Below are 21,340 nucleotides of genomic sequence, written 5' to 3' on the forward strand. Positions count from 1 at the left end.
TTTCTATCTTATTAATGACAAGAATCACCTTTTGTCATACTGCAAGCTGTTTTCGCCTTTGGGCGAGGCAGATCTAGAGCTGGGTTACGGTCAAAAAATCCTACTGGTTTCAATTGGAAGCTTTGATACGCAGTTGGCATGACCGGCCAGTCTTCTGGTCTAGTAATATGGTGATGCCCCATTGTGTACCATACAACAATATCTTCATTTACAATATTACGGTCAGCTTTTACATAATGCTCTAAGCTATCTCCACCTTTTGATTGGTTCGGATATTTTCCAGAAGCATACATTTGGTTTCGATCATATTTGGTAACATGGAGATGATTTTTGATAAATCCTGCACGTTTAATGACACTAGCCTCATCTGTAGCGAACGGAAGACAGTTTTCACCAGTAACAATTTTATATCCGACTGGTTGGCCAACGAAGTTTTTCGAATTCGGATTAACAATTTTCCATGTTTTTTGGGTGGCCAAATCAATATTACTTACTGATTCTGATTCTGTTTTAAAGGCTTTTGCTATCGTATAGAAGGCATTGTTATTTGGATTTTCTGGACCTGCTTTTTCTGCAACTGTGTAAGATTCAACCAAAGAGTTTTTCACCCCATCAAGGATAGGGTCGATTCGGAAGTTAAAGAAATGCTGATGATATGGCGCGTTCACCTGTGGTGCAACCTCTGTTCCATATTTAGGAACTTCCCCTACATCTAAAGCACCCACATTTAAAATACCGGTTAATTTCACTTCACACTCGATCGTTCCATCTGGGTAGAAAGACCAGAAGAATCCATAATCATAGTTTGCTACTGTTGCAAAGAAAGAGATGACTAGACGACGAGAACGCCTTACTTCTACACGGTTTGTCCTCCAATCCGTATGCTTCCATGCAACCCCATAATCTTCTTCATGAAGACAAACCGCATTTTTCACTGTGAATGGTTCCCCTTTACTATTGGACATCACGGCATCAAAGTATTTAATATACCCTACACAGTCACAGCCTAACTCCAAAGAATTGGCAAGCTGACCAATCCCGTATTCCCCAGCGTCAAACGCATTTTGCCAGTTATGAGCTGGGTTTGTATCACTGTAAGGTACCACCATTTCAGATAATGCTGCACGGTAAAGAATAGGACGAACCTTTCCTTTATCCTCATACCCTACAGTGTGAAGAACAAGCCCTTCTCTTGGCGTGAATCCAAAACGAATATTCCATTTTTGCCACTTAATGGAGTGCCCGTCAATTTCAAAGCTTGGACCTTCAGGCTGAATGATATCCAATGGTTTTACATCTTGGCGAATATCAATTGGGTAACTCTTTGCTTCTTCCGGAGTATAAGCAGCATCTGTTGGCGGAATGGGTTTCACTCCGTAGTCCTCAATACGGATGATTTCCATTTTATTTACATCAACAACCGGAATGAGACCAGTAATAGGATACGCATATCCATTTTCTCCTTCAGCTGGCCTTACCCAAGCTAACGCACGAACCAATCGTTTCCCTTCATCTTCTGGAATACCAAAGTAACCAGATGACCATGGATCGATCATCACTAAACTTGGATCGGTGATGCCGCGTTTTAAAAGGGCAGCTTGATAATCTGGGTCATTTTTCACTAATTCTTCGACTGCATCAAATTCATCAAGGATAAAGCCTGGGCGAACATCTGGAATAAATTCATAGGAAACCACTTGTTCTTTTGTAAGTGAAACAATCGCTTCAAACGTTTCATTCGTTTCAGGTTCTAATAGAATAATAAAAACTTCTCTTTCAAACGTATCTCCCTCTTTAAAATGAAGAACCAAGTCTTTTTCAGGTTCATTTAAGACCACCTGAGCAAACCGAGCAGAATCAGTTAGATTCATTTCATTTCTTAGAATGGCTACTGCTTTAGTGATTTCCTCTGTTGTTAATGGCTCTAAAGGATGTGCCGCAAGATTTACTTTCATTTCGGATGCTTTCATAAGTATTCCTCCCGTTATTTGATAAAGTTGAATTGATTTTTTTGAGTACCTCTTAACTACACTCTTAGAATACCTAGTTTTTTGTCGATTTTATTGTAAAAAACGAACTTATGTTACGTTTTTTGATTTTGTATGTTAGATTTCATGACATAAAACTGTAATAAACATGAAAATATTATTATTATTTTTTTATGAATTCTAACTAGTCAATTAATCCTGTTTCATTTAATCGTCTTTACCTTCTGAGTTAATTTAATGAAAGGAGTACTTCAAATGAGTACATTATTGGAAAACCAATTCTATTTTCCTTCTCAACCAGAGATCAAACAAAATACACTTTTCTATCAAGAACTTAAACCTGCGGGTGTATGGTATCGCAAGGATGTTGCCTTGTTCTATCAATTTACTACAAATGCAGAAACCTCTACGTTTCTATCACTTATTCCTGATGGTTGTTTTGACTTTTTATTCTGCTGTGATCCTGCTAATCCATCTGCTTTTCTTTGGACCAGCCCTTTTTACCGAAAAGAACAGCCGGAATTTCGAAAAGATTGCCAATACTTCGGCGTTCGATTTTTCCCCGAACAAAGTATTTTCAAATTAAATGAATCGATGAACTTCCTTCTCGCTCAGCAAATCCCCTTAATGGAGGTGATGAATGAGGTGAAGCCGCTGGTTGAGTTAATTCTTTCTGGGAACTCATTTAGTGAGCGAATCGTATTGTTTGGGGATTATTTAAAAGAAAAACAATTAGGAATTGAAAAAGATCAAAAAATGGTCCGATATGCCATTGATCAGATTTATTCGTCACGGGGAACCGTTAATGTTCAGGACTTATCCGATTCCATTGGCTATTCTGAACAGCATATTCGCAGGAAGTTTGAATCCTATATCGGCTTTTCTCCTAAGCAATTTTGTCAAATCGTTCGCTTCCAAAATACGTTAGATATGTATTTAGAAAGCAAAGGAGAAGATTTACTCGATATTATCTATGATAATGGCTACTATGATCAGGCTCACTTCATAAAGGGTTTCAAAAAGTTCATCCATTTAACACCTAAACAATATAAAAAGATATTTACTTTAGTATGAAACACTGTGTTTGAATAAAAAATAAAAGCCATCCGTATTAGACTCCTCTTGAATCTAAACGGATGGCTTAAGCTATTTTATATTATAAAAGTATTCCAATAGAGTCCCTTAGTATACTTTTTCTCACTATCTGATTTTAAAGTGCGTACTTTTTTTATAAATTTCTGAGAATTACAATGAATACATGCTACACAACAAATTTTAACGATAAAGGAGAGATTTCTATTATGAAATTACAATTAGCTTTAGATCTAGTCGATATTCAGGGTGCAATTGAATTGGTGGAAGAAGTGAAGGACCATGTGGATGTTGTTGAAATTGGCACACCAGTGGTCATTAATGAAGGACTTAGAGCTGTAAAGGAAGTAAAAAATGCGTTTCCTCAATTAACAGTGTTGGCTGACCTTAAAATCATGGATGCAGCTGGATATGAAGTGAGCCAGGCTTCTGCAGCTGGTGCTGACATCATTACCATTCTTGCTGCTGCTGAAGATGAATCGATTAAAGGAGCAGTAGAGGAAGCGAAAAAGCAAGGTAAACAAATTCTTGCTGATATGATCTCCGTAAAAGATATTGCCGCTCGTGCAAAAGAACTAGATGAACTTGGCGTTGATTATATTTGTGTTCATACAGGTTATGATCTTCAAGCGGTTGGAAAAAACTCATTTGAAGATCTTGCTACCATTAAAAGTGTGGTTAAAAATGCAAAAACAGCTGTTGCTGGCGGAATTAAATTAGAAACACTTCCAGAAGTCATTAAACAACAACCAGATTTGGTGATTGTAGGCGGAGGGATAACTAGTAAAGAAGATAAAAAGGCAGTGGCAGCTAAAATGCAAGAATTAATGACTGCTGTTCAAGTCGGGTAATCGAACCATGATAGCCACTCAATATTTAGATGAAGTGGTTCAAGAATTAAGCCGTACCATTCATTTAATCTCAGACAAACAGGCTGAGGAGTTAGTGAATAAAATTCTTGAATCCAATAAAATCTTTGTTGCAGGAGCAGGCCGATCTGGTTTTATGGGCAAATCTTTTGTTATGCGAATGATGCATATGGGGATTGATGCTTATATTGTAGGTGAAACGGTAACAGCGAACTTAGAACCAGGTGATATATTAATCATCGGTTCCGGTTCGGGCGAAACCAAAACCTTGGTTGCCATTGCTGAAAAAGCTAAAAACATTGGTGGAACCGTCGCAGCTATTACGATATCTCCTGATTCTACCATCGGAAAACTAGCAGATATTGTTGTTAAGCTGCCAGGTGCCCCAAAAGATCAATCAACCGGTGATTACCAAACGATCCAACCAATGGGATCACTTTTTGAGCAAACAATGTTGTTGTTTTACGATGCCCTGATTTTAAGATTTATGGAGAAAAAAGGGCTAGACTCCAATAAAATGTATGGAAAGCATGCGAATCTGGAGTAAATAAGCCATAAATAGAATATCTATAGACCACAAGTTCACTCCCTTTAGGAGAATTTGTGGTCTTTGCTTCTTTTTGGAGAAAAAACGCTAAAACTAATTTTCTATTTATATTGTGCCAAGCACCATTCTTTGATTTCTTGGTCGGCAAAGGATGCTTCTACACTATTTGAATATATTTGTCGGTAATCTTCTTCGCTTAAATCAAATTCATTGTTAACTAAATAGATTTCTTTTGCCATCGTAGTATCAGAAACTGTTCTGTTATCCGTATTAATTGTCACTTTTATTCCATCTTTATAAAACTTAAATATAGGATGTGCGGAATAATCTTGAACAGCTTTTGTTTGGACATTACTTGTTGGACACATTTCAAGCACTACCTGTTTTTCTTTCACTATCCTATAAGCCTCATCACATTCTTTAATAAATACTCCATGTCCAATTCTTTCAGCACCTAACAATTCAACAGCTTCTAGGACGTTTTTACCAATACCCGTTTCACCTGCATGAATGGTGACTCTGTAGCCATATTCTTTGGCTAATACGATTGGTTCTACGAATCTTTCACAAAAGCCTTCTTCTTCTGATGCACAAAGGTCAATTGCTACTACACCTTTCCCTAGGAATCTTTTCCCTTTTTCAACCACCTCCATTGCACTTTCTACTGACATTGATCTCAAGCAAGACAGGATAATATTACCCTTTATTTCGTAACAGCTTTCTGCTTCCCTCATTCCCTCTATAACACTTTGAATAACTTCTTCAACCTCTAGACCTTTTAATGTGTGAAGCAATGGTCCAAATCTGACCTCCAAATATTTCACATTTTCCCTTGCTGCATCCTCAAAAAGCTCAAAAGTAATTCTTCTTAAGTTTTTCTTGGACTGCATGATCAAATTAGGAAGAGAAAATCTTTGTAAATATTCCTCTAGGGAGTCACATTCCATAGGAGCAATCAGTTCCTTCTGCAACTCCTTTTTATCAAAAGACGGTAACTGAATGCCTTCCTTTTGGGCAATTTCAATGATGGTTTCAATCCTAACGCTCCCATCCAAATGACAGTGAAGTTCAATTTTTGGCAACCCTAAAAAGTTCATTTTGACCTCCAAATATAGTTTTTATATTTTAATGAAGAATAAAAAAAATTCCTGATTACGAAGAAAATACAAATTTTGTAATTTCTTCGTAATCAGGAATTTCGGTTCCTGGTAGAGACCTCCAAACCATATTATTGGAGTTATACGAAATCTTATTGAATTCATAATCGTTTTTTAAAGGATAATAAAAAAAGTCTAGGTTGTCAATATAGTCTCTATCATCGATACATCATTTGTTTTTTGAATAATTACTACCCGTTATCCCTCCCATCTAAAATGTTGTTTTTTTACAATCTTTTTTAAAAATATATAGTATACTTGATGAATGAAAGTTTACTAACTAAAAGTTCATTTAAATAATGAAAACAAACAATTGGAGGGAAAAACATGAGTCATCCACGTGGAACAACTTTTAATTGTGAAAAGGAACTTACTCTTTCGATCATCGGTGGAAAATGGAAAATGTTAATCTTATGGTACTTAGGAAAAGAGGGAACGAAACGTTTTGGCGAACTCAGAAAGTTAATTCCGGATATTACCCAACGAATGCTTGCGAATCAATTGAGAGAGCTGGAAGAAGATTATATTATTCATCGTGAAGTTTACCCTGTTGTCCCTCCTAAAGTAGAGTATTCACTTACTGAACAAGGGGAAAGTTTAATGCCGATTCTAGAATCGATGTATGAATGGGGAAAGAACTATAAGAAAGTAAACCATCAGAATGAGCTAAAATCGATCACACAATAGACTTTAACTGATACTATATATGTCCAATTGGACTGAAGTCATCGTACTTTTTGAAAAACGACCAATAATTTAATATAGGTCGTTTTTCTTGGCAGCAAATCAATTTTCTTTAACAAAGTTTAAATCCATCCTATTCCCCTCTTTACTATAAATTCCCCCTTATCTATTTATGTTTGCGGCTGATTTCTTAGATATAATAGAATTTTTAATTTTGACACCAAATACCCATCTTGTAAACGGTATTCTTTTGATGATAAACTCATAGATCATAACTGAGATCATAAAAGTCACAGCCATGATCAAAAGATATTCCAGCCAAACATCCGTTTTCATTTTCAGAATAAAATACCCTGCTACAACAAGAACACTTTGATGAATAATATAAATCGGAAAAGCGGCCTCATTCATATATGGTAGAAGTTTATGAGAGAAATTTAAAAACTTATTCCCGTACCCAAGGATCACAATCAACGTTAACCAAGTATTTAGCGGCCTTAAAAAAATATTGATCGGAGAAAAACCGGCTGAATTTAGTGAATGGTATAAAAGGATTTCCCAAACAGGAAATAGTATAATGATGGAAATTAACGCCGGGAAACGGTATTTATTAAACATTTTTTGGTAATTGGGATAACTTGTTGTGACAAAACCCATGATTAGAAAAGCGATATAATAAAAAGGATTTTGCCCCCCTGGGTCTGGCAAAGGTTGTGTCGCTGTTAAAACGATAAAAAATAAGAGATAAACAAAGGGCTTGCTGAAAATCGAATGGAATTTTTCATTCCCGGATGTGCCAGTTTTATTTTTCCAATACATAAATAATGGCACCGTTACAAGCGAAAAAACAAATAAATAAAGAATGAACCACAAATGAGCAGGAGTAAATGAACCAAAGTAGCCTGACAAATCACTAAAATCCATAAAGTAGTTTTGCAAGAAGGTAAAATAATTGCCAGGTGAAGAACCACGATGCTGCCATAATGAAAAATACCCCTGCGGTGGGACAATAAATAACAAGCCAAACATGAATGGTATTAGCAATCTCGCAATCCGGTCCTTTATATATTGTTGAGAGGAACGATACTGCAAGGCATACCAAGTAGATGCACCTGCAAGCCAAAATAATAACGGCATAAACCAGTAGCTGGTAGAAGCGATAAACCAGCTTAACCCCCAGCTTAACTCACTACTTTTCACATAGAATGGATCCCAATGATCGAATACCCTTGCCGAATGGAATGCGAACAATAAAAGAATTCCCAGATTCCGCAGCCAATCAATATCATATCTTCTTTTTGAATTCATCAATACTCCCCTTTTAATATATTTCAAATTTCATAGGTATTTAGTCGCTTCCAAGAATATATTACCATTAAAGGGATTTAATCACCATTAGGTTTGTAATAGTTAGCCTGTGAAGGAGGTTTGATTTGAGAAAGCAGGTCATTGTCCTCCGTTTGAAGAACCTTAAAAATTTAATGAAGTATTGTGTCAAATAAAACAAGCTGTCGGCTAAGACAGCTTGTATGAGTACCTATTTATATGTCAAATTAACACCCTTTTTATCCACAACTTTAAGTCGGTTAATGATCTCATCCGTAACCTCATTTGTCGTGTACTTCCCGCCGATGTCCGGAGTTAAAAATCCATCTCTCGTTACGCTTTCCATAACATTTAATAATGTGCTGCCAAGTTCTTCTTCGCCAAAATGATCCAACATCATTTTTGCCGTCCATATCTGACCAATCGGGTTGGCAATACCTTTTCCAACAATGTCTGGAGCTGAACCATGAACCGGTTCAAACATGGAAGGGAACTTTCCATTTACATTGATGTTTGCAGCTGGAGCAATTCCCACACTCCCCATGATAGCGGCACCTAAGTCAGTCAAAATATCTCCAAATAAATTACTTGCAACGATTACATCAAATCTTTCCGGTCTTGTAACGAAAAATGCGGATAAAGCATCGATATGTTGTGAATCTGTACTTATTTCAGGATAATCTTTTGATACTTCATCAAACACATGATCCCAAAAAGGCATAGAATAAATGATGCCGTTAGATTTTGTCGCACTAGTTACATGTTTTCTACGCTTTTTTGCTAATTCAAAACCATAACGCATGACCCTTTCTGTCCCTTTTCTTGAAAAAATAGCATTTTGAATGGCTATTTCATCTTCACCTTGATAAATCTTTCCTCCAACCGAGCTATATTCGCCTTCACTATTCTCTCGAACAACAATTAAGTCAAAGTCTTTTGGATTTAATAAAGGAAACCTAACTCCATCAAATACCTTGGCTGGTCGAATATTAATCACTTGTTCAAATTCTCTGCGGATTTTAATTAGGAGGCCCCATAATGAAACATGATCAGGAACAAGCTGTAAGTTACCTACTGCTCCTAAAAAAATACTATCAAAATCTTTTAATCTCTCAAGACCATCTTCCGGCATCATTTTACCATGTTCGAGATAGTACTCACAGCTCCAAGGAAAGTCTGTAAATTCAAACCTTAATCCACCATGAAGGTCCGATAACGTTTTCAAGACGTCGGTTGCTGCTGGAACCACCTCTTTTCCAATTCCGTCTCCTGGGATGTTAGCAATCTTTAATGTTTTCATCGTCAATCTCCTCACTGTCCTATCCTCGCCGGAACAAGGTTGTTTTCTATACATACAATAAAGTTTTTCACTTTACTTTATTAAGTTTGGCGGAACTTCTCCCTTGAGTCCAGCTACTAAGTTAGCAGCTGCCAACATATCCATTTTAAAGCGAGTTTCATAGGTAGCAGAGCCGATATGGGGCAGTGTCACAACATTATTCATGGCGAGAAGAGGATGATCCTTCTCAATCGGTTCCTGAACGAAAACATCAAGCCCCGCTCCAAGAATTTCCCTTGTTTTAAGTGCCTGAATTAGGGCATGTTCGTCGACTGTTTTTCCTCTTGACCCATTAATAAAAATGGCTGTCTCTTTCATCAACTCGAATTCCCGTTTCCCGATTAACTTTTCAGTCTGGGGAGTTAAAGGCGTCATTAAACAAACAAAATCAGACTGTTTTAAGAGATCATCCAATGTAAAATAAGTTGCATTGTATTTCTGTTCCGCTTCTTCATTCCGCGAACGGTTGTGATATAAAATGTTCATATCAAACCCACAGTAGGCTCTTTTTGCTATCGCAGCCCCTACTCTTCCCATTCCAATAATCCCTAATACTTTGTGGTGAACATCCACTCCAAACCAATTTTGTTCGAGGGTGGTATTCCATTGCCCTGTTTTTACCCATTGATCTAACTCAGGCATCCTTCTTGCTGTAGACAGAATTAATCCAAAAATAGTATCAGCTACTGTATCATTCAAAATATCCGGAGTATTAGTAGCCATTACTCCATATTCTGCCAATGCACATAAATCAAGATTGTCATACCCAACAGAGGTATTACACACAATCTTTAAATTAGGTGCTTGTCCTAACAATTCTTGATTCACTTTCAACTTGGATCCCAATATACCTTCCGCATCTTTCAATTCTTTAAGAAATGCAGGATAGGTTTGTGAATCTAGTTTCTCAAAATAGGTTACTTCCATTATATCTTTAATAAAATCCAATACTTTTTTATCGACTTTTTTATATACAATTACTTTTGGTTTCATTGAAGATACCCCATTTCTTTATCCTGTTATAACCAATAATCAATTGATTAAGAGTAATTTTAATGTCTATTTATGTATATTGTATAAATTTAGAATAAATCAAACAAGTGTCAAAATAGTGTTTTTTCAGAATAAAAACAAGCTGTCGGTAAAGACAGCTTGTTCTGCGCTCTGACACTCTCTAAAACGGTAAATCTATTATTCTTACGTTCATTTTACTTTGGCAGTGTGCAAAGGATTATCGGTTAAAATTTTTTCCACTTCCTCATACCCTGGTAAAAAAGAATAGTTATATCGTGCCGGAAGTGCAAACACGTAAGAATTGTTTCGTCCCAATTCACTTGGGTCCACAGGAGCAGCTCCTATATGAAATACTCCTTGCTTAAGCGAGTTCCACTGGCTAATTGTAAATACCATAATTGGAATGTCCTGGCGTGGTGTTTCATTGGTCCATCTTGGATCTCTAATGGATATAATTGGGCCTGTTTCTACTGTACTTCCATTTTCAATAGCGACCCCCTCCCACTGACTAGTAATTATGGAATATTCTCTCCAACTTGCAGGAAGCTTAAAGCTAAAACCATATTTTGTATTTTCATAGACAATGGATTTTGATGCTTCAGAAGAATTAGAAGAAGATGGAGTCTCGTTATTGGAAGTGGTGTTTTGCTGTCCATTGGCCGTGTTGTCATTCTCATTCTGATTACCGCCCGTTAGACTGCTATTCCTTGAACAACCTATAATAAGAGTAAAGGCTACAGTTATAAAAGCCCATTTAAGAATTGAATTTTTTAATGCAACTTTCATAAAAAATTCCCCTCACATTAGTAATTTTTTAAAAAATGTCGTCCATCTACACATCTCTCCTCCTTTCATAATTTTATATGGTTCTTTATGAGAATTAATACGCTAATCGCTAAAAATGGGGGTACAAATATAAGTAGCTGTTTGTGCTTCTAGAATAGATATTTTTCTACAAATATCAGTAACATCTAGAGATTTTACGTCTTAATTTGTTATAAAAACATGGAATTTTTCTATTCTCTATGTAATATGGAGATTCATGTAGATAAGTTTTATACCGTGTGGGCAGGAAAAAAACCTCTTCATGCAAAATATTAAAGACAAGACAGAACCGATGTCTTACGAATAAGTTGAAAGGTGGGATTAGCCGTTGAATGAAATTACCCTACAACAACTCGTCGAAGGTCTGCCGAAGTCTCTATTAAATGCATCCGATCGAGATATAGAAGGATTCCAAAAAATCATCGAAGAAACGATTAAATTGAGAGAAGGTCATCGAAACCTGCAAAAAATGGTGAAGAACTTCTCACTATCTACTATACAGAGGACTTAATACTAGCTAAGAGAAGAAAGAAGAAGGTGTTTAGCCTTCTTTTTTGTTTAATTTTGAGGAACGGAATATCCATCCTAGTTCACCACTTACATTAAAAAAGTGGCACCTGAATCCATCAAGGGCCACTTTGTCATATGATATTCCCGTTTATTTTATCTTCTCACATTCCTCTAATAAATGCTCCGTCTGTTCGATTAAGGATAATGTGTCATTCCAAGAATTTTCCGTATTGATATCTTGGGAATGGGCCAAATTGTTTCGGAGCTCTTCTAGTTTTTTAAAGAACTCTTTCCCCTTCGTCTTTGTTTCGATACCTAGCAATTTTCTTAGTGGAGTCTCATTAAGGACAATGTCTCTCTTATCACAAATCTGCAAGCAATCACCCAATTGAATCGCTTCATTCTTAGCTTTCCTCAGAGAAAATAAATCCTCCGCAAATTGAATCCTCTTCGGATTTAAATGTTTTTTCCAGGTATCTTCAGGAAAATAATCATTAATAATTCGATATAGATGCATCTCTAATAGAGAGATCAAACCAAATAGCAGCATGCGAATTGGCGGTTTTTGAAGATCGGCTAAGGTGACAACTTTAGTGATCCTGTTCCCTTCGAGGATAAAAATTCGGTTCGTTTCTTTGAAAATGAATAGTGTATATAAAAGTGAAGTGGATTCAGAGACTAGTTCGGTTGGAAGAAAACTTCGATAAAAGTCTTTGCAGGTTCCCTCCTTCAATTCGTCTCTTACCACATAACCAATTATGATTCCATTCTCTTCCACACCAAGAATGTCATAGTCTTTCAACACCATCATGTTTTTAATGCTTGTCGCATCATCTTGCAGATGACAGGCAACTAATACTTCGGCAATACTGTTAACAGTAATGTTTTGTTCGTATAAAGAACGAAGACTTTGATAAGAACTTACTTTATCGCGCTGCTGTACTGGGATGACTGGCATATTAATTACCTCCGTTAAAGTCTTCTTCTATTTTACTACATTTCACAAATGACGTTTACTTTTAAAATGAAACTGCTTATCCTCAAATGGAGATCTCATCTCTGCATATTATTTCATCAACAACTTATAAACCACATAGCTCCCACCCCAAGTGAATACAATGTTATAACACCATTTTGCTAGGGGGGATGAGATGCCTGATAAGTTAACCTCTCAACAAATGATAAACATCATTAAACATGGGCTAATAAAGACCAGCGCACCCAAGAATATTACGATCGTCGGTGCAGGTCTTGCAGGACTAGTGTCCGCTTCGCTATTAAAGGAAGCCGGGCACCAAATCGTCATTCTCGAAGCCACAAATGCTGTCGGTGGTCGTGTTCATACCATTCGTTCCCCCTTTGCCAGCGGTCTTTATCTAAACGCAGGGCCGATGCGTATTCCAGATGCTCATTACTTAACCATAGAGTATATAAAAAAATATGGGTTACCTGTAAACGAGTTTATTAACCGAACACCTGTCGATATCCTTTATATCAACGGTGTCAAAACGCGCCTGAACATTTTTGAACGACATCCTGAAATTCTAAACTTTCCAGTAGCCCCTAATGAAAAAGGAAAGAGCGCAGAGGATCTCTTAAATTTAGCGTTACAGCCAATTATTGATTTTATAAACAAAGATCCGGTGAAAAATTGGAATTTGATCGAGAAAGAATTTAAAGACTACTCCTTAGGAACCTTTTTAAAATTTTATCATTATCAATATGGGACGACTTTCTCTGAAGGCGCAGTGGATATGATTGGTGTGCTCCTTGACTATGAAGCTTATATGGGCATGTCATTTCTTGAAGTTTTACGAGAAGCATCACACTTTAAAACAAATCGTTACTATGAAATAACAGGCGGTATGGATTTGCTGCCAAAAGCATTCCTTCCGCAATTAAAAGATGTCATTCGCTATAATCAAAGAATGACAAAAATTGTCCAACATCAAAACAGTGTTACCATTCATTCCGACCTGCCGCACACCTTAACTCCATCCACCACCATTACAAGTGATCTCGCGATTCTTACAATCCCCTTTTCCGTCTTAAGATTTGTCGAAGTGGAACCTTACCATTCTTTTTCCTACTATAAGCGGCGGGCCATTCGTGAAGTGAATTATATGGCGGCAACTAAAATTGGCATAGAGTTTAAAAGCCGGTTTTGGGAACGTTTCAATCAATTGGGTGGTAAATCCATTACGGACCTGCCGATTCGCTTTACTTATTATCCAAGTCAAGGAATTGGCACAAGTGGACCTGCTGTCATGGTGGCTAGTTATACTTGGGCTGATGAGGCATCAACTTGGGAAGGCCTATCCAACGAGGAACGCGTCCAATTTGCTTTAAAAAATTTAGCGCAAGTTTATGGAGACATCGTTTATTCTGAATTTGTCGTTGGGACTTCCTTTAGCTGGGTTGAAAATCCATATTCAACAGGAGCGTTAGCGACTTTCGAACCGGGGCAGGAAGAAGAAATATTCCCCTATATTCCTACGCCTGAAGGGAGAGTTCACTTTGCCGGTGAACATACTACACTAACCCATGGCTGGATGCAAGGGGCGATTGAGTCCGGAATACGGGTCGCCTATGAAGTGAATGACCGGCCGAAATAAACAAGTAAAAAGCAGTTTAATATTTTTACAAAGGTTGCCCAAAAGACTGGCAACCTTTTGAACTAACGCTGGATTATGTGTCACTGGATAAACGATCTAAATAAAAGTTCAATAGACCCGGATATTCCAACATTTCTTCCCTGCCCTTGTCTGTTATTACATAAGTACCTCTCTTAATTCTTTCAAACCAACCATAATAATTTTTTACAAGAATCGATGAAGTTTTGTCTCCAGTTCCCAATTGAATTAACTTTTTCGGGGATAGCGGACCAAAATGCCTCAAGTAACAGCCGATCTGGATACAGTTCTCCTTATAGGCTGTCATTATTTTGGTCCGATTGCTTCCTCCCAAATTGAAATCTGCACTCCGGCCATTGATTTCCTTTAGAACCGCTTGTCTTCTTAATTTGCTTTGCCCCATACTCCTGCGACGATCAAACGATGATGGATGGAACAGGACCTCTGCTTTCGCTCGACTCGATAGGCTTGAAACGACAATTAATCCCAGCTCCAGCCGTCTTATTAAATGGCATTTATCCGCCCAGCGTCTAGAATTTAAACGCTGCTTTGGTTTTGGAATGGCAATATACACTTGATTCGTGATCCGCTGCCGTTTGGCAGCCTGGATGAGCAAATCAACACTTAACGTCAGCTTTAGTTCAATGACCACTAACTCCTCACCCTTAACCGCAACTATATCACAATCTCTAACCTCACCGTAAACCTCAAAACCTTCATTCACAAAAAATGTCTGAATTGGTTTATATAAATCCATCTCTTGCAGCTTCTTTGTTTCCGTCATATGTGAATCACCGTCCAATTCAAACCTTACTTGCTAATATAGCATTTTGGAAATACATTTATAATTAAATTTACATGATAAATGGATAATGGAAAAGCTTTATTACACATGTAAACTTAGCTGGATAGTAAAAATATGATGTAACCAGAAATACATAAAATTGTAACCTTCTATTAAAATGAATGAAAAATTACTATGGGATAATTATTACTTTAAGGAGTTGTAAGGGATGAGGTGATACTAGATTTGACACGGGTAAAGAAGAATAAGAGAAAAATAAGATGGAGGAGAGTGTTAGGGGCCCTAGTTTTATTTAGTATTTTTTTAGTGGGTCTTATGCAAATATTTCAGTACATAGAAGGCACCATACAAACCATCAACCAGCCACTAAAAGCAAAAGGCACAGACTTTCAAGGAGAGAAAAATAAACTAGGAGCGGTAAATGTTCTACTATTAGGAAGTGATACTCGGGGAGAAAAACAAGCTCGAACCGATACGATTATGGTGGCACATTATGACCCGGAAACTCATAAAATAAAGCTTATCTCTCTTATGCGTGATATGCTGGTCTCTGTTCCAGGATATGGCCAGCAAAAATTAAATGCGGCCTATTCGTTTGGCGGTGCTGAATTATTAAGAGAAACGATTAAGGAAAATTTCGGACTCGGCATCCATTATTACGCTATCATTGATTTTAAGGGATTTGAAAAAGTAGTCGATCTCCTCGTTCCAGATGGAATTAAAGTAGATATCCCTTATGAGATGTCGTATGGGATCGAAACGAAATTAGAAGAAGGCGAACAAATACTTCATGGCAAGGAGTTACTAGGATATGTTCGTTTTCGTCACGATCGGTTAAGTGATTTTGGCCGGATTCAAAGGCAGCAAGAAGTGATCTCTAAATTAACAGATGAAGCGGTAAGTCTGCAAAGTGTGGTCAAACTCCCTAAGCTATTAAGTCTTATGAATACATACATTGATACAAACATGGATCGTTCGACCATTCTGGCAATTGGAAAAGATGTTCTAACGAGTAAAAGCAGAAATATAGAAACGCTTCGTATCCCTGAAGATGGCAGTTTTGAAAACAAACGGGATGAAGATCTCGGTGCGGTATTAGATGTTGATTTTGATGAGAATATAGAGGCGCTCAAATCTTTTCTAGATGGAAAAAGTGTGGCTCAGAATGAATAAAATAATGAGCTGCGATCTGATTGTTGCAGCATTCAATGTTTACTACTACAAAAAGCAATTAAAGCCATGTGAATTCCTTGGCTTTAATTGCTTTTGTATAAATTTTAAACACTGAAAGAGAAGCTGCCAGTAATCGCGCAGGTTTTGTTTTCTTTTAACCTGATTGACTACCGAAGACCACAAAAATATTTTAACTGGGTAGACAATAGACCTTATTGTCAACTGAAAACTAAAAAATAGTGTAATTAGGTATTTAAATAGTCAATCATTAAAGCAAAGCTTACTTGTTTGCTATTTTGTGAACATGCCTAACTTCTTTATTCATTGGGGGATTCCTAGTTAACGATGCATGTAATCTTGCACGATGAACCCCTCCTACTTCACCATGCACGGTTCCCCTTTTTCATCGAAAGCGTGCTTAAAATCAAATGCAAATGGAGTCGGGCCATTCTGAATATAATACTGGTATCTCTTGAAAGCTTCCTCCCATGAGACACCCTTTAGATTATCTGTCCACCACACTACATACGAAAAGTGTTTCTCTTGATAAGGTTCCATCCATTTGCTCCGATCTCGCAACGCTTGCTTATGCTTACCTGAATAAGTAAAATGATATAAGGATTCAAGGCTTTTCCATACTGTTAATGTAAGAATAGGGTAACCGTTCCCGTTTATAGCTTCCTCGGGAAAAGGAACTTCATCAGATGGAAACGCCTCTAGAAGCTGTCCAGATTTAGTTGCCTGGCGAAAAACTTCCGTGCCCACTTCAAAAAATTCACGAGAGGCCGGATGATTATATGGGTTGTTTAGCCTGCCAACAGTATAGATGGACACAAATGCCATAAAAAGCCCTCCATGATACAGTTTTTTAAGACTTAAATAGATATTGAGGGAGCAAAGTGTTTTAATAGACATATAAACTAGATAAATAACTTAATATTAGACTTCACTGCAGGCAGCAGATCATAAATAATTTCATAGATAATACCATATGACATAACAATAGCTGGAATAATAAGAAGCACGAAAAAAACATACGTGGATTTTCTTCTGCCATTAGATTGTTCAATCCAAATGGTAACAAAATGAACCGACATGGCTAGTAAGAGGCCTCCTATTATGAAAAGAATTGAGAATAAAGTAATTCCTAAAGGGGCCTGCGGTCCAAATAAATCCTGATCTGGATTTGATAAAAAGAACGGAATACCATAAACACATAAATTAAAACACCCATAAACCAACCCTTTACCTATCCACTTCTTTGGCAATAAATCGTGAATACCCATAAATATCATACTATTTGCTAAAGAAAACCCAATCCCTAATATCACCAAGGCAAATGTGCCTTGGAAGGTAAATCCTCCAGCCATTTCAGGAAAAACGACCGCAATGATTTTCATGATGAATCGTAATAATAAACCGGAAAGAAACCCGGTAATGACAGCTGAAAAAAAGCCGATTCCTAATTTACTCGCTATCCTTGTCAACCGAATTGGTATGCTAGTTCTTCCAGTCTCTTTTGTTTGTGGATTCATTTTTAGCCCCCCAAAAAGGATCTTAGTATCTTTCGTCAAACTAATTTATCCCAATTCACCTCCTGCAAAAACTCGAAACTTTTCATTCACTTTTTTGACGGCACTACCATGTTAATTAGTCATTCATTTCTTTATATGTAGGTTTTGTGAATTTCTTACAGTGTTTTTAAATGTTTTTAATATTTTTAACGACTAAACATCCTCATGAATTTTTCCATTTGCAAACAAAAAGAACTAGTCCCCGGGTCCCTATTTTAGGCAACCGAAGACCAGTTCTTATTTGGAAGTAGTACTTTATTTTAACACGCCTGTTACTTTTTAGGGATTTCACAGCCACCGTCATCACATGCGAGACCTTCGTTATTGTTTAGAACAACAATTTGGTCCTCTGCAATAATTTTCTCTAATGCCTGTACAAACACCTGGGTTGGCTGGGCACCCGTAAGGGCGTATTTTTTATTAATAAGATAAAATGGTACACCTGTGATCCGATACTGTTGAGCAGTTTGCTCATCAGCACGAACGGCATCTGCCATCTCATCACTAGCTAGCATTTTTTCTACAGCTTGCCGGTCTAACCCTACTTCGACTGCCAATTCCGTTAAAGTCTTATGATCACCGATATGCTTGGATTCAGTGAAATGAGCACGTAAGATCCGTTCGGTCATCTCTTTCATTAATCCTTTTGTTTTGGCATACATCGTTAAACGGTGAGCGTCGAAGGTATTGGTTTGAACGAGTGTATCCATATGATAATCTAATCCAGCTTCCTTTGCCATTTGGACCATGTTTTGAGTATTGGCCTTTGCTTGGGCAATACTCATACCATATTTCTTGGCTAGGCTTTCGTAAATATTTTCCTTAACATCTCGTTCCTTTGCAGGATCCAGTTCAAAGCATCTATAAGTCACTTCAATTGGATGGTCAATCTGATTAATGGCATCTTCCAGACGCCTTTTGCCAATATAGCAAAATGGTCAAGCAAAATCTGTCCACATCTCGATTTGCATCATGGTTTAATCCCTCCAGTTTGGTATTCTTCTATAGTATACGAAGGAAGAAAATATTTTACCAACAATGTACTCATCTAAAGTTTTATTATCAACGATACATTCCATTTTTTAATCAAATAAAACAGCAGAGTCATTCTAGTCGAAATGCACTCTGCTGTTTTATTCAAAATTCTCGATACCCAAGTATAGATTGTTCTTGTACTTCCTCTTCATTTAATATTCCCATCTCGCAAATATGACCGCGAGTTTTTTCATCTCCCAAATAATAAAGGAATTTATAGATCAGCAACATTCGCAAATCATATTCTTTATTTTGGGGCTGATGGTGATATTCGAGATATGGAACGTGGGCTCGGAAATAACTTTCCCAATCCGTTTCATCGGTTTTATCAAACAATCGTTCTAGAACAGCTGCTTGACTTGTGGTTGCTTCAATCTTAAAATCCCATTCCTCTACATTTGGTTCACTAAAGATCTCATGAGATTGAATATTAATATAATAGCTTTGTCTTGGTTCAGCCATGCGTCCCTCTCCTCTCCTTTTTGTTTGTTTACCACAACCAAACTAGTTCAAAACGAGGTGAGACCTTTTAATGATTTAACCGCTGATTATAATCCCTCTCAATCCCCTTTTTCCAATTTCGATCAAGCTTTTTGCCGTTTCTGAGATTTGTTACAGCTTCACTGACCGCTTCATAATTGACTTGAGTCCCGAGTTCATCTGCATGGTAATCAACAGCAAAGTCCTCATCGATTCCAAAGCCTTCTGCTATTGAAATGGCGTCAATATTGGCTCCGAGGAACAAAAATTCCCAGTCAAATTTCATTTTCTGGTGCTGGACCATCTTTTTAATTTTGTCCGCTGTAAATTCACGGCTGGCGTTTTCCATTCCGTCCGTTGTAATGACGAACATTACCTTATCGGCCCGTTCCTCTTCACTCGTTCTTTTTTGGACATTTACGATTTTTTGAATAGTAAATCCTATCGCATCTAATAACGCGGTTGTACCTCCTACTTCATAATCTTTATCAGTAAGTGGAGAAAGGCCTTTTACATTGATTCGATCATGTAAAACTTCAATTCTGTGATCGAACAATACGGTCGTTATGCTCGCAGTCCCTTCCGCTTTTTGCTGTTTCTTAAGCATTGCATTGAATCCGCCAATCGTATCAGATTCAAGTCCTGCCATTGAGCCGCTTTTATCTAAAATAAACACTAATTCGGTTAGGTTCTTTTTCATGATATCATCCTCTTGTTTTTGATAAACCAAGGATAACACTCGTTGAAGCCGATTTGGTCGCTTGAAAAGCGACATTTTTAAGCTCCGAGTAATGGCTGCTCGAAAGCAAACAAAGCCTCGTTGATTTCATGGATATTGTAATTAGCTTGTTGAATAAAGAACTCAACAATGACATCAAATTTACTGCTATGTGACAAGGTATACCCAGCCGCCTCCAGCAGCTCATCCGTTTCCTCTAAGCTTAATTGGAGTGCAATGGCAAGAGCAACCGCGGTTTTCTTTTTGGGAGTATAATCGGCTTCATTTCGAATTTTGGAGAACAGCCGTCTGTCCATATTGGCCCTTTTATACGTCTCCACATCGGTCAACCCTTTTTCATCAATGAACCGGAACAGCCGGTCAGAAAAAGATTCATCAAGCTGCTCGATGAGATCGACTAAGCTATAGTCCGCTTCTTTAAACACGTCCGGCCGAAGAACTTTCACTTCCTGTTCTTGTTCAAACAAATAGGGTTCTTCTCTAAGACGGGTAAACTGGACTTCCGCTTCTTCTACATAATGCTCATCAATATATTGATGAATAGAGGTAAATAATTTCGTACTTAACTTAAAAGAATTTTTATCAAAAACGACTAGATAAACAAGCATGTCATGATTCATTAAAAAGGAACTTATCGCAGCGACTGCAATCTGTAATGCCTCTTCCTTTGGATATCCATAGATGCCTGTCGAAATTAATGGAAAGGCAATCGATTCACATCGATGCTGTTTGGCAAGCTTCAATGAATTTTCGTAAGATGCCTTTAAAATTTTTGCTTCTTGCTTGGTTCCACCTTGCCAAATAGGGCCAGGTGTATGAATGATAAATTTGGCCTTCAACTGAAATCCATCCGTTATTACAGCTTCTCCCGTCTTGCAGCCGCCGATCTGATTGCATGCCTCTTGTAACTCCCGTACACCTGCAGCCTGGAAAATCGCGCCACATACACCACCGCCCATCTTTAAGCTTGTATTAGCAGCATTCACAATTATATCTGCGTTCATTTTGGTAATATCATGGCGAACAAGTTCTAATGTCATAGTTTTGTACCCCGCTCTCTAATATCTAATTATTATTACTATACTATAATTTAAAGCCTCATGGTCACGTTCTTCCACATCATCAATTGATGAATTAAATAGTATATATTTACCTATTAAATTTTTGAAAACGTTAACAAATTTATCTAGCAATCGCTTTCAATATCGTATATAATTATATTAAAATTACAACTTGAAAGGTGAAACAGCATGAAAGAATATATTTTTGTTTTAGAAGAACCAGTGGGAAAGAGAGAAATTAAGATTATTGCATCAGGAATGATGGAAGCTTTCAAAAAAGCAAAGGAATTCCGGAAAAATTTGGTCCAAGAAACGAAAGTGAAGGTCGATATGATCTTAAAAGGTGTGAGATATACGGATTAACCTAGATTAAAATATATTGAAAGGAAAACTCCTACCATTATGATTTTAATTAGTTTAATAGTAGATCAATAAAGGAGAACACATTCATTCCAAATGGAAATGTGTTCTCCTTTTATTTTTTTAAAA

At 37.2% G+C, this 21,340-nt stretch carries 22 protein-coding genes and 1 riboswitch; of the genes, 8 read left to right on the top strand and 14 right to left on the bottom strand.

Features of this window, described 5'->3' with window-relative positions; genetic code table 11:
* Positions 1-11: 11 nt before the first annotated feature.
* Positions 12-1,970, bottom strand: a complete 1,959-nt coding sequence (locus GXK58_RS13470; protein ID WP_160723641.1) for a primary-amine oxidase — start codon at positions 1,968-1,970, stop codon at positions 12-14.
* 273 nt (positions 1,971-2,243) lie between these two features.
* On the opposite strand from GXK58_RS13470, the gene GXK58_RS13475 reads away from it, so the two are divergent.
* The 3 genes from GXK58_RS13475 (at position 2,244) to hxlB (ending at position 4,496) form a co-directional block, all read left to right on the top strand.
* A complete protein-coding gene (locus tag GXK58_RS13475; protein ID WP_237389660.1) occupies positions 2,244-3,062 on the top strand; it encodes a helix-turn-helix domain-containing protein in 819 nt (272 codons plus the stop codon).
* A 227-nt stretch (positions 3,063-3,289) separates the two neighbouring features.
* Positions 3,290-3,931: a 3-hexulose-6-phosphate synthase gene (hxlA, locus tag GXK58_RS13480; RefSeq protein WP_160723643.1), complete on the top strand. Its 642-nt coding sequence runs from the start codon at positions 3,290-3,292 to the stop codon at positions 3,929-3,931.
* Positions 3,932-3,938: 7 nt separating this feature from the next.
* On the top strand, positions 3,939-4,496 hold the full coding sequence (hxlB, locus tag GXK58_RS13485; RefSeq protein ID WP_160723645.1) for a 6-phospho-3-hexuloisomerase: 558 nt from the start codon (positions 3,939-3,941) through the stop codon (positions 4,494-4,496).
* Positions 4,497-4,597: 101 nt separating this feature from the next.
* Here hxlB and add read toward each other — a convergent pair whose 3' ends face one another.
* Positions 4,598-5,593, bottom strand: a complete 996-nt coding sequence (gene add / locus GXK58_RS13490) for an adenosine deaminase (RefSeq protein WP_160723647.1) — start codon at positions 5,591-5,593, stop codon at positions 4,598-4,600.
* 69 nt (positions 5,594-5,662) lie between these two features.
* Positions 5,663-5,761: riboswitch (purine riboswitch) on the bottom strand.
* A 219-nt stretch (positions 5,762-5,980) separates the two neighbouring features.
* Here add and GXK58_RS13495 point away from each other — a divergent pair.
* Positions 5,981-6,340, top strand: a complete 360-nt coding sequence (locus GXK58_RS13495) for a winged helix-turn-helix transcriptional regulator (protein ID WP_160723649.1) — start codon at positions 5,981-5,983, stop codon at positions 6,338-6,340.
* A 159-nt stretch (positions 6,341-6,499) separates the two neighbouring features.
* On the opposite strand, the gene GXK58_RS13500 is transcribed toward GXK58_RS13495, so the two are convergent.
* From GXK58_RS13500 to GXK58_RS13515, 4 genes are all read right to left on the bottom strand, one after another.
* Positions 6,500-7,645 carry an acyltransferase family protein gene (locus GXK58_RS13500; protein ID WP_160723651.1) on the bottom strand — a complete coding sequence of 382 codons (1,146 nt, stop codon included), beginning with the start codon at positions 7,643-7,645 and terminating at the stop codon, positions 6,500-6,502.
* Between the two features lie 229 nt (positions 7,646-7,874).
* Positions 7,875-8,963, bottom strand: coding sequence for a tartrate dehydrogenase (locus tag GXK58_RS13505; protein WP_160723653.1), 1,089 nt, complete (start codon positions 8,961-8,963; stop codon positions 7,875-7,877).
* A 72-nt stretch (positions 8,964-9,035) separates the two neighbouring features.
* Positions 9,036-9,995, bottom strand: a complete 960-nt coding sequence (locus GXK58_RS13510; RefSeq protein WP_160723655.1) for a 2-hydroxyacid dehydrogenase — start codon at positions 9,993-9,995, stop codon at positions 9,036-9,038.
* A 210-nt stretch (positions 9,996-10,205) separates the two neighbouring features.
* Positions 10,206-10,802: a hypothetical protein gene (locus tag GXK58_RS13515; RefSeq protein WP_160723657.1), complete on the bottom strand. Its 597-nt coding sequence runs from the start codon at positions 10,800-10,802 to the stop codon at positions 10,206-10,208.
* 367 nt (positions 10,803-11,169) lie between these two features.
* Here GXK58_RS13515 and GXK58_RS13520 point away from each other — a divergent pair, with 367 nt between their 5' ends.
* Complete coding sequence (locus tag GXK58_RS13520; protein ID WP_160723659.1) at positions 11,170-11,352, top strand: hypothetical protein; 183 nt, start codon at positions 11,170-11,172, stop codon at positions 11,350-11,352.
* Between the two features lie 147 nt (positions 11,353-11,499).
* Here the strand turns inward: GXK58_RS13520 and GXK58_RS13525 are convergent, their stop codons facing one another.
* Entirely contained in the window at positions 11,500-12,309 is an 810-nt protein-coding gene (locus GXK58_RS13525) for a hypothetical protein (RefSeq protein WP_160723661.1), read from the bottom strand.
* A 193-nt stretch (positions 12,310-12,502) separates the two neighbouring features.
* Between GXK58_RS13525 and GXK58_RS13530 the strand changes: the two genes are divergently transcribed.
* Complete coding sequence (locus GXK58_RS13530; protein WP_160723663.1) at positions 12,503-13,966, top strand: flavin monoamine oxidase family protein; 1,464 nt, start codon at positions 12,503-12,505, stop codon at positions 13,964-13,966.
* Positions 13,967-14,039: 73 nt separating this feature from the next.
* Here the strand turns inward: GXK58_RS13530 and GXK58_RS13535 are convergent, their stop codons facing one another.
* Complete coding sequence (locus GXK58_RS13535) at positions 14,040-14,768, bottom strand: DUF2161 domain-containing phosphodiesterase (protein ID WP_160723665.1); 729 nt, start codon at positions 14,766-14,768, stop codon at positions 14,040-14,042.
* Positions 14,769-15,104: 336 nt separating this feature from the next.
* Between GXK58_RS13535 and GXK58_RS13540 the strand changes: the two genes are divergently transcribed.
* Positions 15,105-15,962, top strand: coding sequence for an LCP family protein (locus GXK58_RS13540; RefSeq protein WP_237389661.1), 858 nt, complete (start codon positions 15,105-15,107; stop codon positions 15,960-15,962).
* 375 nt (positions 15,963-16,337) lie between these two features.
* Here GXK58_RS13540 and GXK58_RS13545 read toward each other — a convergent pair whose 3' ends face one another.
* The 6 genes from GXK58_RS13545 to GXK58_RS13570 all read right to left on the bottom strand — a co-directional run bounded on the left by GXK58_RS13545 (position 16,338) and on the right by GXK58_RS13570 (position 20,830).
* Positions 16,338-16,805, bottom strand: coding sequence for a DUF3291 domain-containing protein (locus GXK58_RS13545; RefSeq protein ID WP_160723667.1), 468 nt, complete (start codon positions 16,803-16,805; stop codon positions 16,338-16,340).
* 77 nt (positions 16,806-16,882) lie between these two features.
* Positions 16,883-17,497 carry a hypothetical protein gene (locus tag GXK58_RS13550; RefSeq protein ID WP_160723668.1) on the bottom strand — a complete coding sequence of 205 codons (615 nt, stop codon included), beginning with the start codon at positions 17,495-17,497 and terminating at the stop codon, positions 16,883-16,885.
* 311 nt (positions 17,498-17,808) lie between these two features.
* Entirely contained in the window at positions 17,809-18,462 is a 654-nt protein-coding gene (locus GXK58_RS13555) for a DsbA family oxidoreductase (protein ID WP_272928153.1), read from the bottom strand.
* A 211-nt stretch (positions 18,463-18,673) separates the two neighbouring features.
* Positions 18,674-19,033, bottom strand: a complete 360-nt coding sequence (locus GXK58_RS13560; protein ID WP_160723669.1) for a hydrolase — start codon at positions 19,031-19,033, stop codon at positions 18,674-18,676.
* A gap of 67 nt (positions 19,034-19,100) precedes the next feature.
* Entirely contained in the window at positions 19,101-19,751 is a 651-nt protein-coding gene (locus GXK58_RS13565; protein WP_160723670.1) for a vWA domain-containing protein, read from the bottom strand.
* 77 nt (positions 19,752-19,828) lie between these two features.
* Positions 19,829-20,830 carry a macro domain-containing protein gene (locus tag GXK58_RS13570; RefSeq protein WP_160723671.1) on the bottom strand — a complete coding sequence of 334 codons (1,002 nt, stop codon included), beginning with the start codon at positions 20,828-20,830 and terminating at the stop codon, positions 19,829-19,831.
* Between the two features lie 210 nt (positions 20,831-21,040).
* Here GXK58_RS13570 and GXK58_RS13575 point away from each other — a divergent pair, with 210 nt between their 5' ends.
* Positions 21,041-21,214 carry a hypothetical protein gene (locus GXK58_RS13575; protein ID WP_160723672.1) on the top strand — a complete coding sequence of 58 codons (174 nt, stop codon included), beginning with the start codon at positions 21,041-21,043 and terminating at the stop codon, positions 21,212-21,214.
* Positions 21,215-21,340: the final 126 nt, after the last annotated feature.

The sequence above is a fragment of the Bacillus sp. USDA818B3_A genome, assembly GCF_009928415.1.
Lineage (GTDB): Bacteria > Bacillota > Bacilli > Bacillales > Cytobacillaceae > Neobacillus.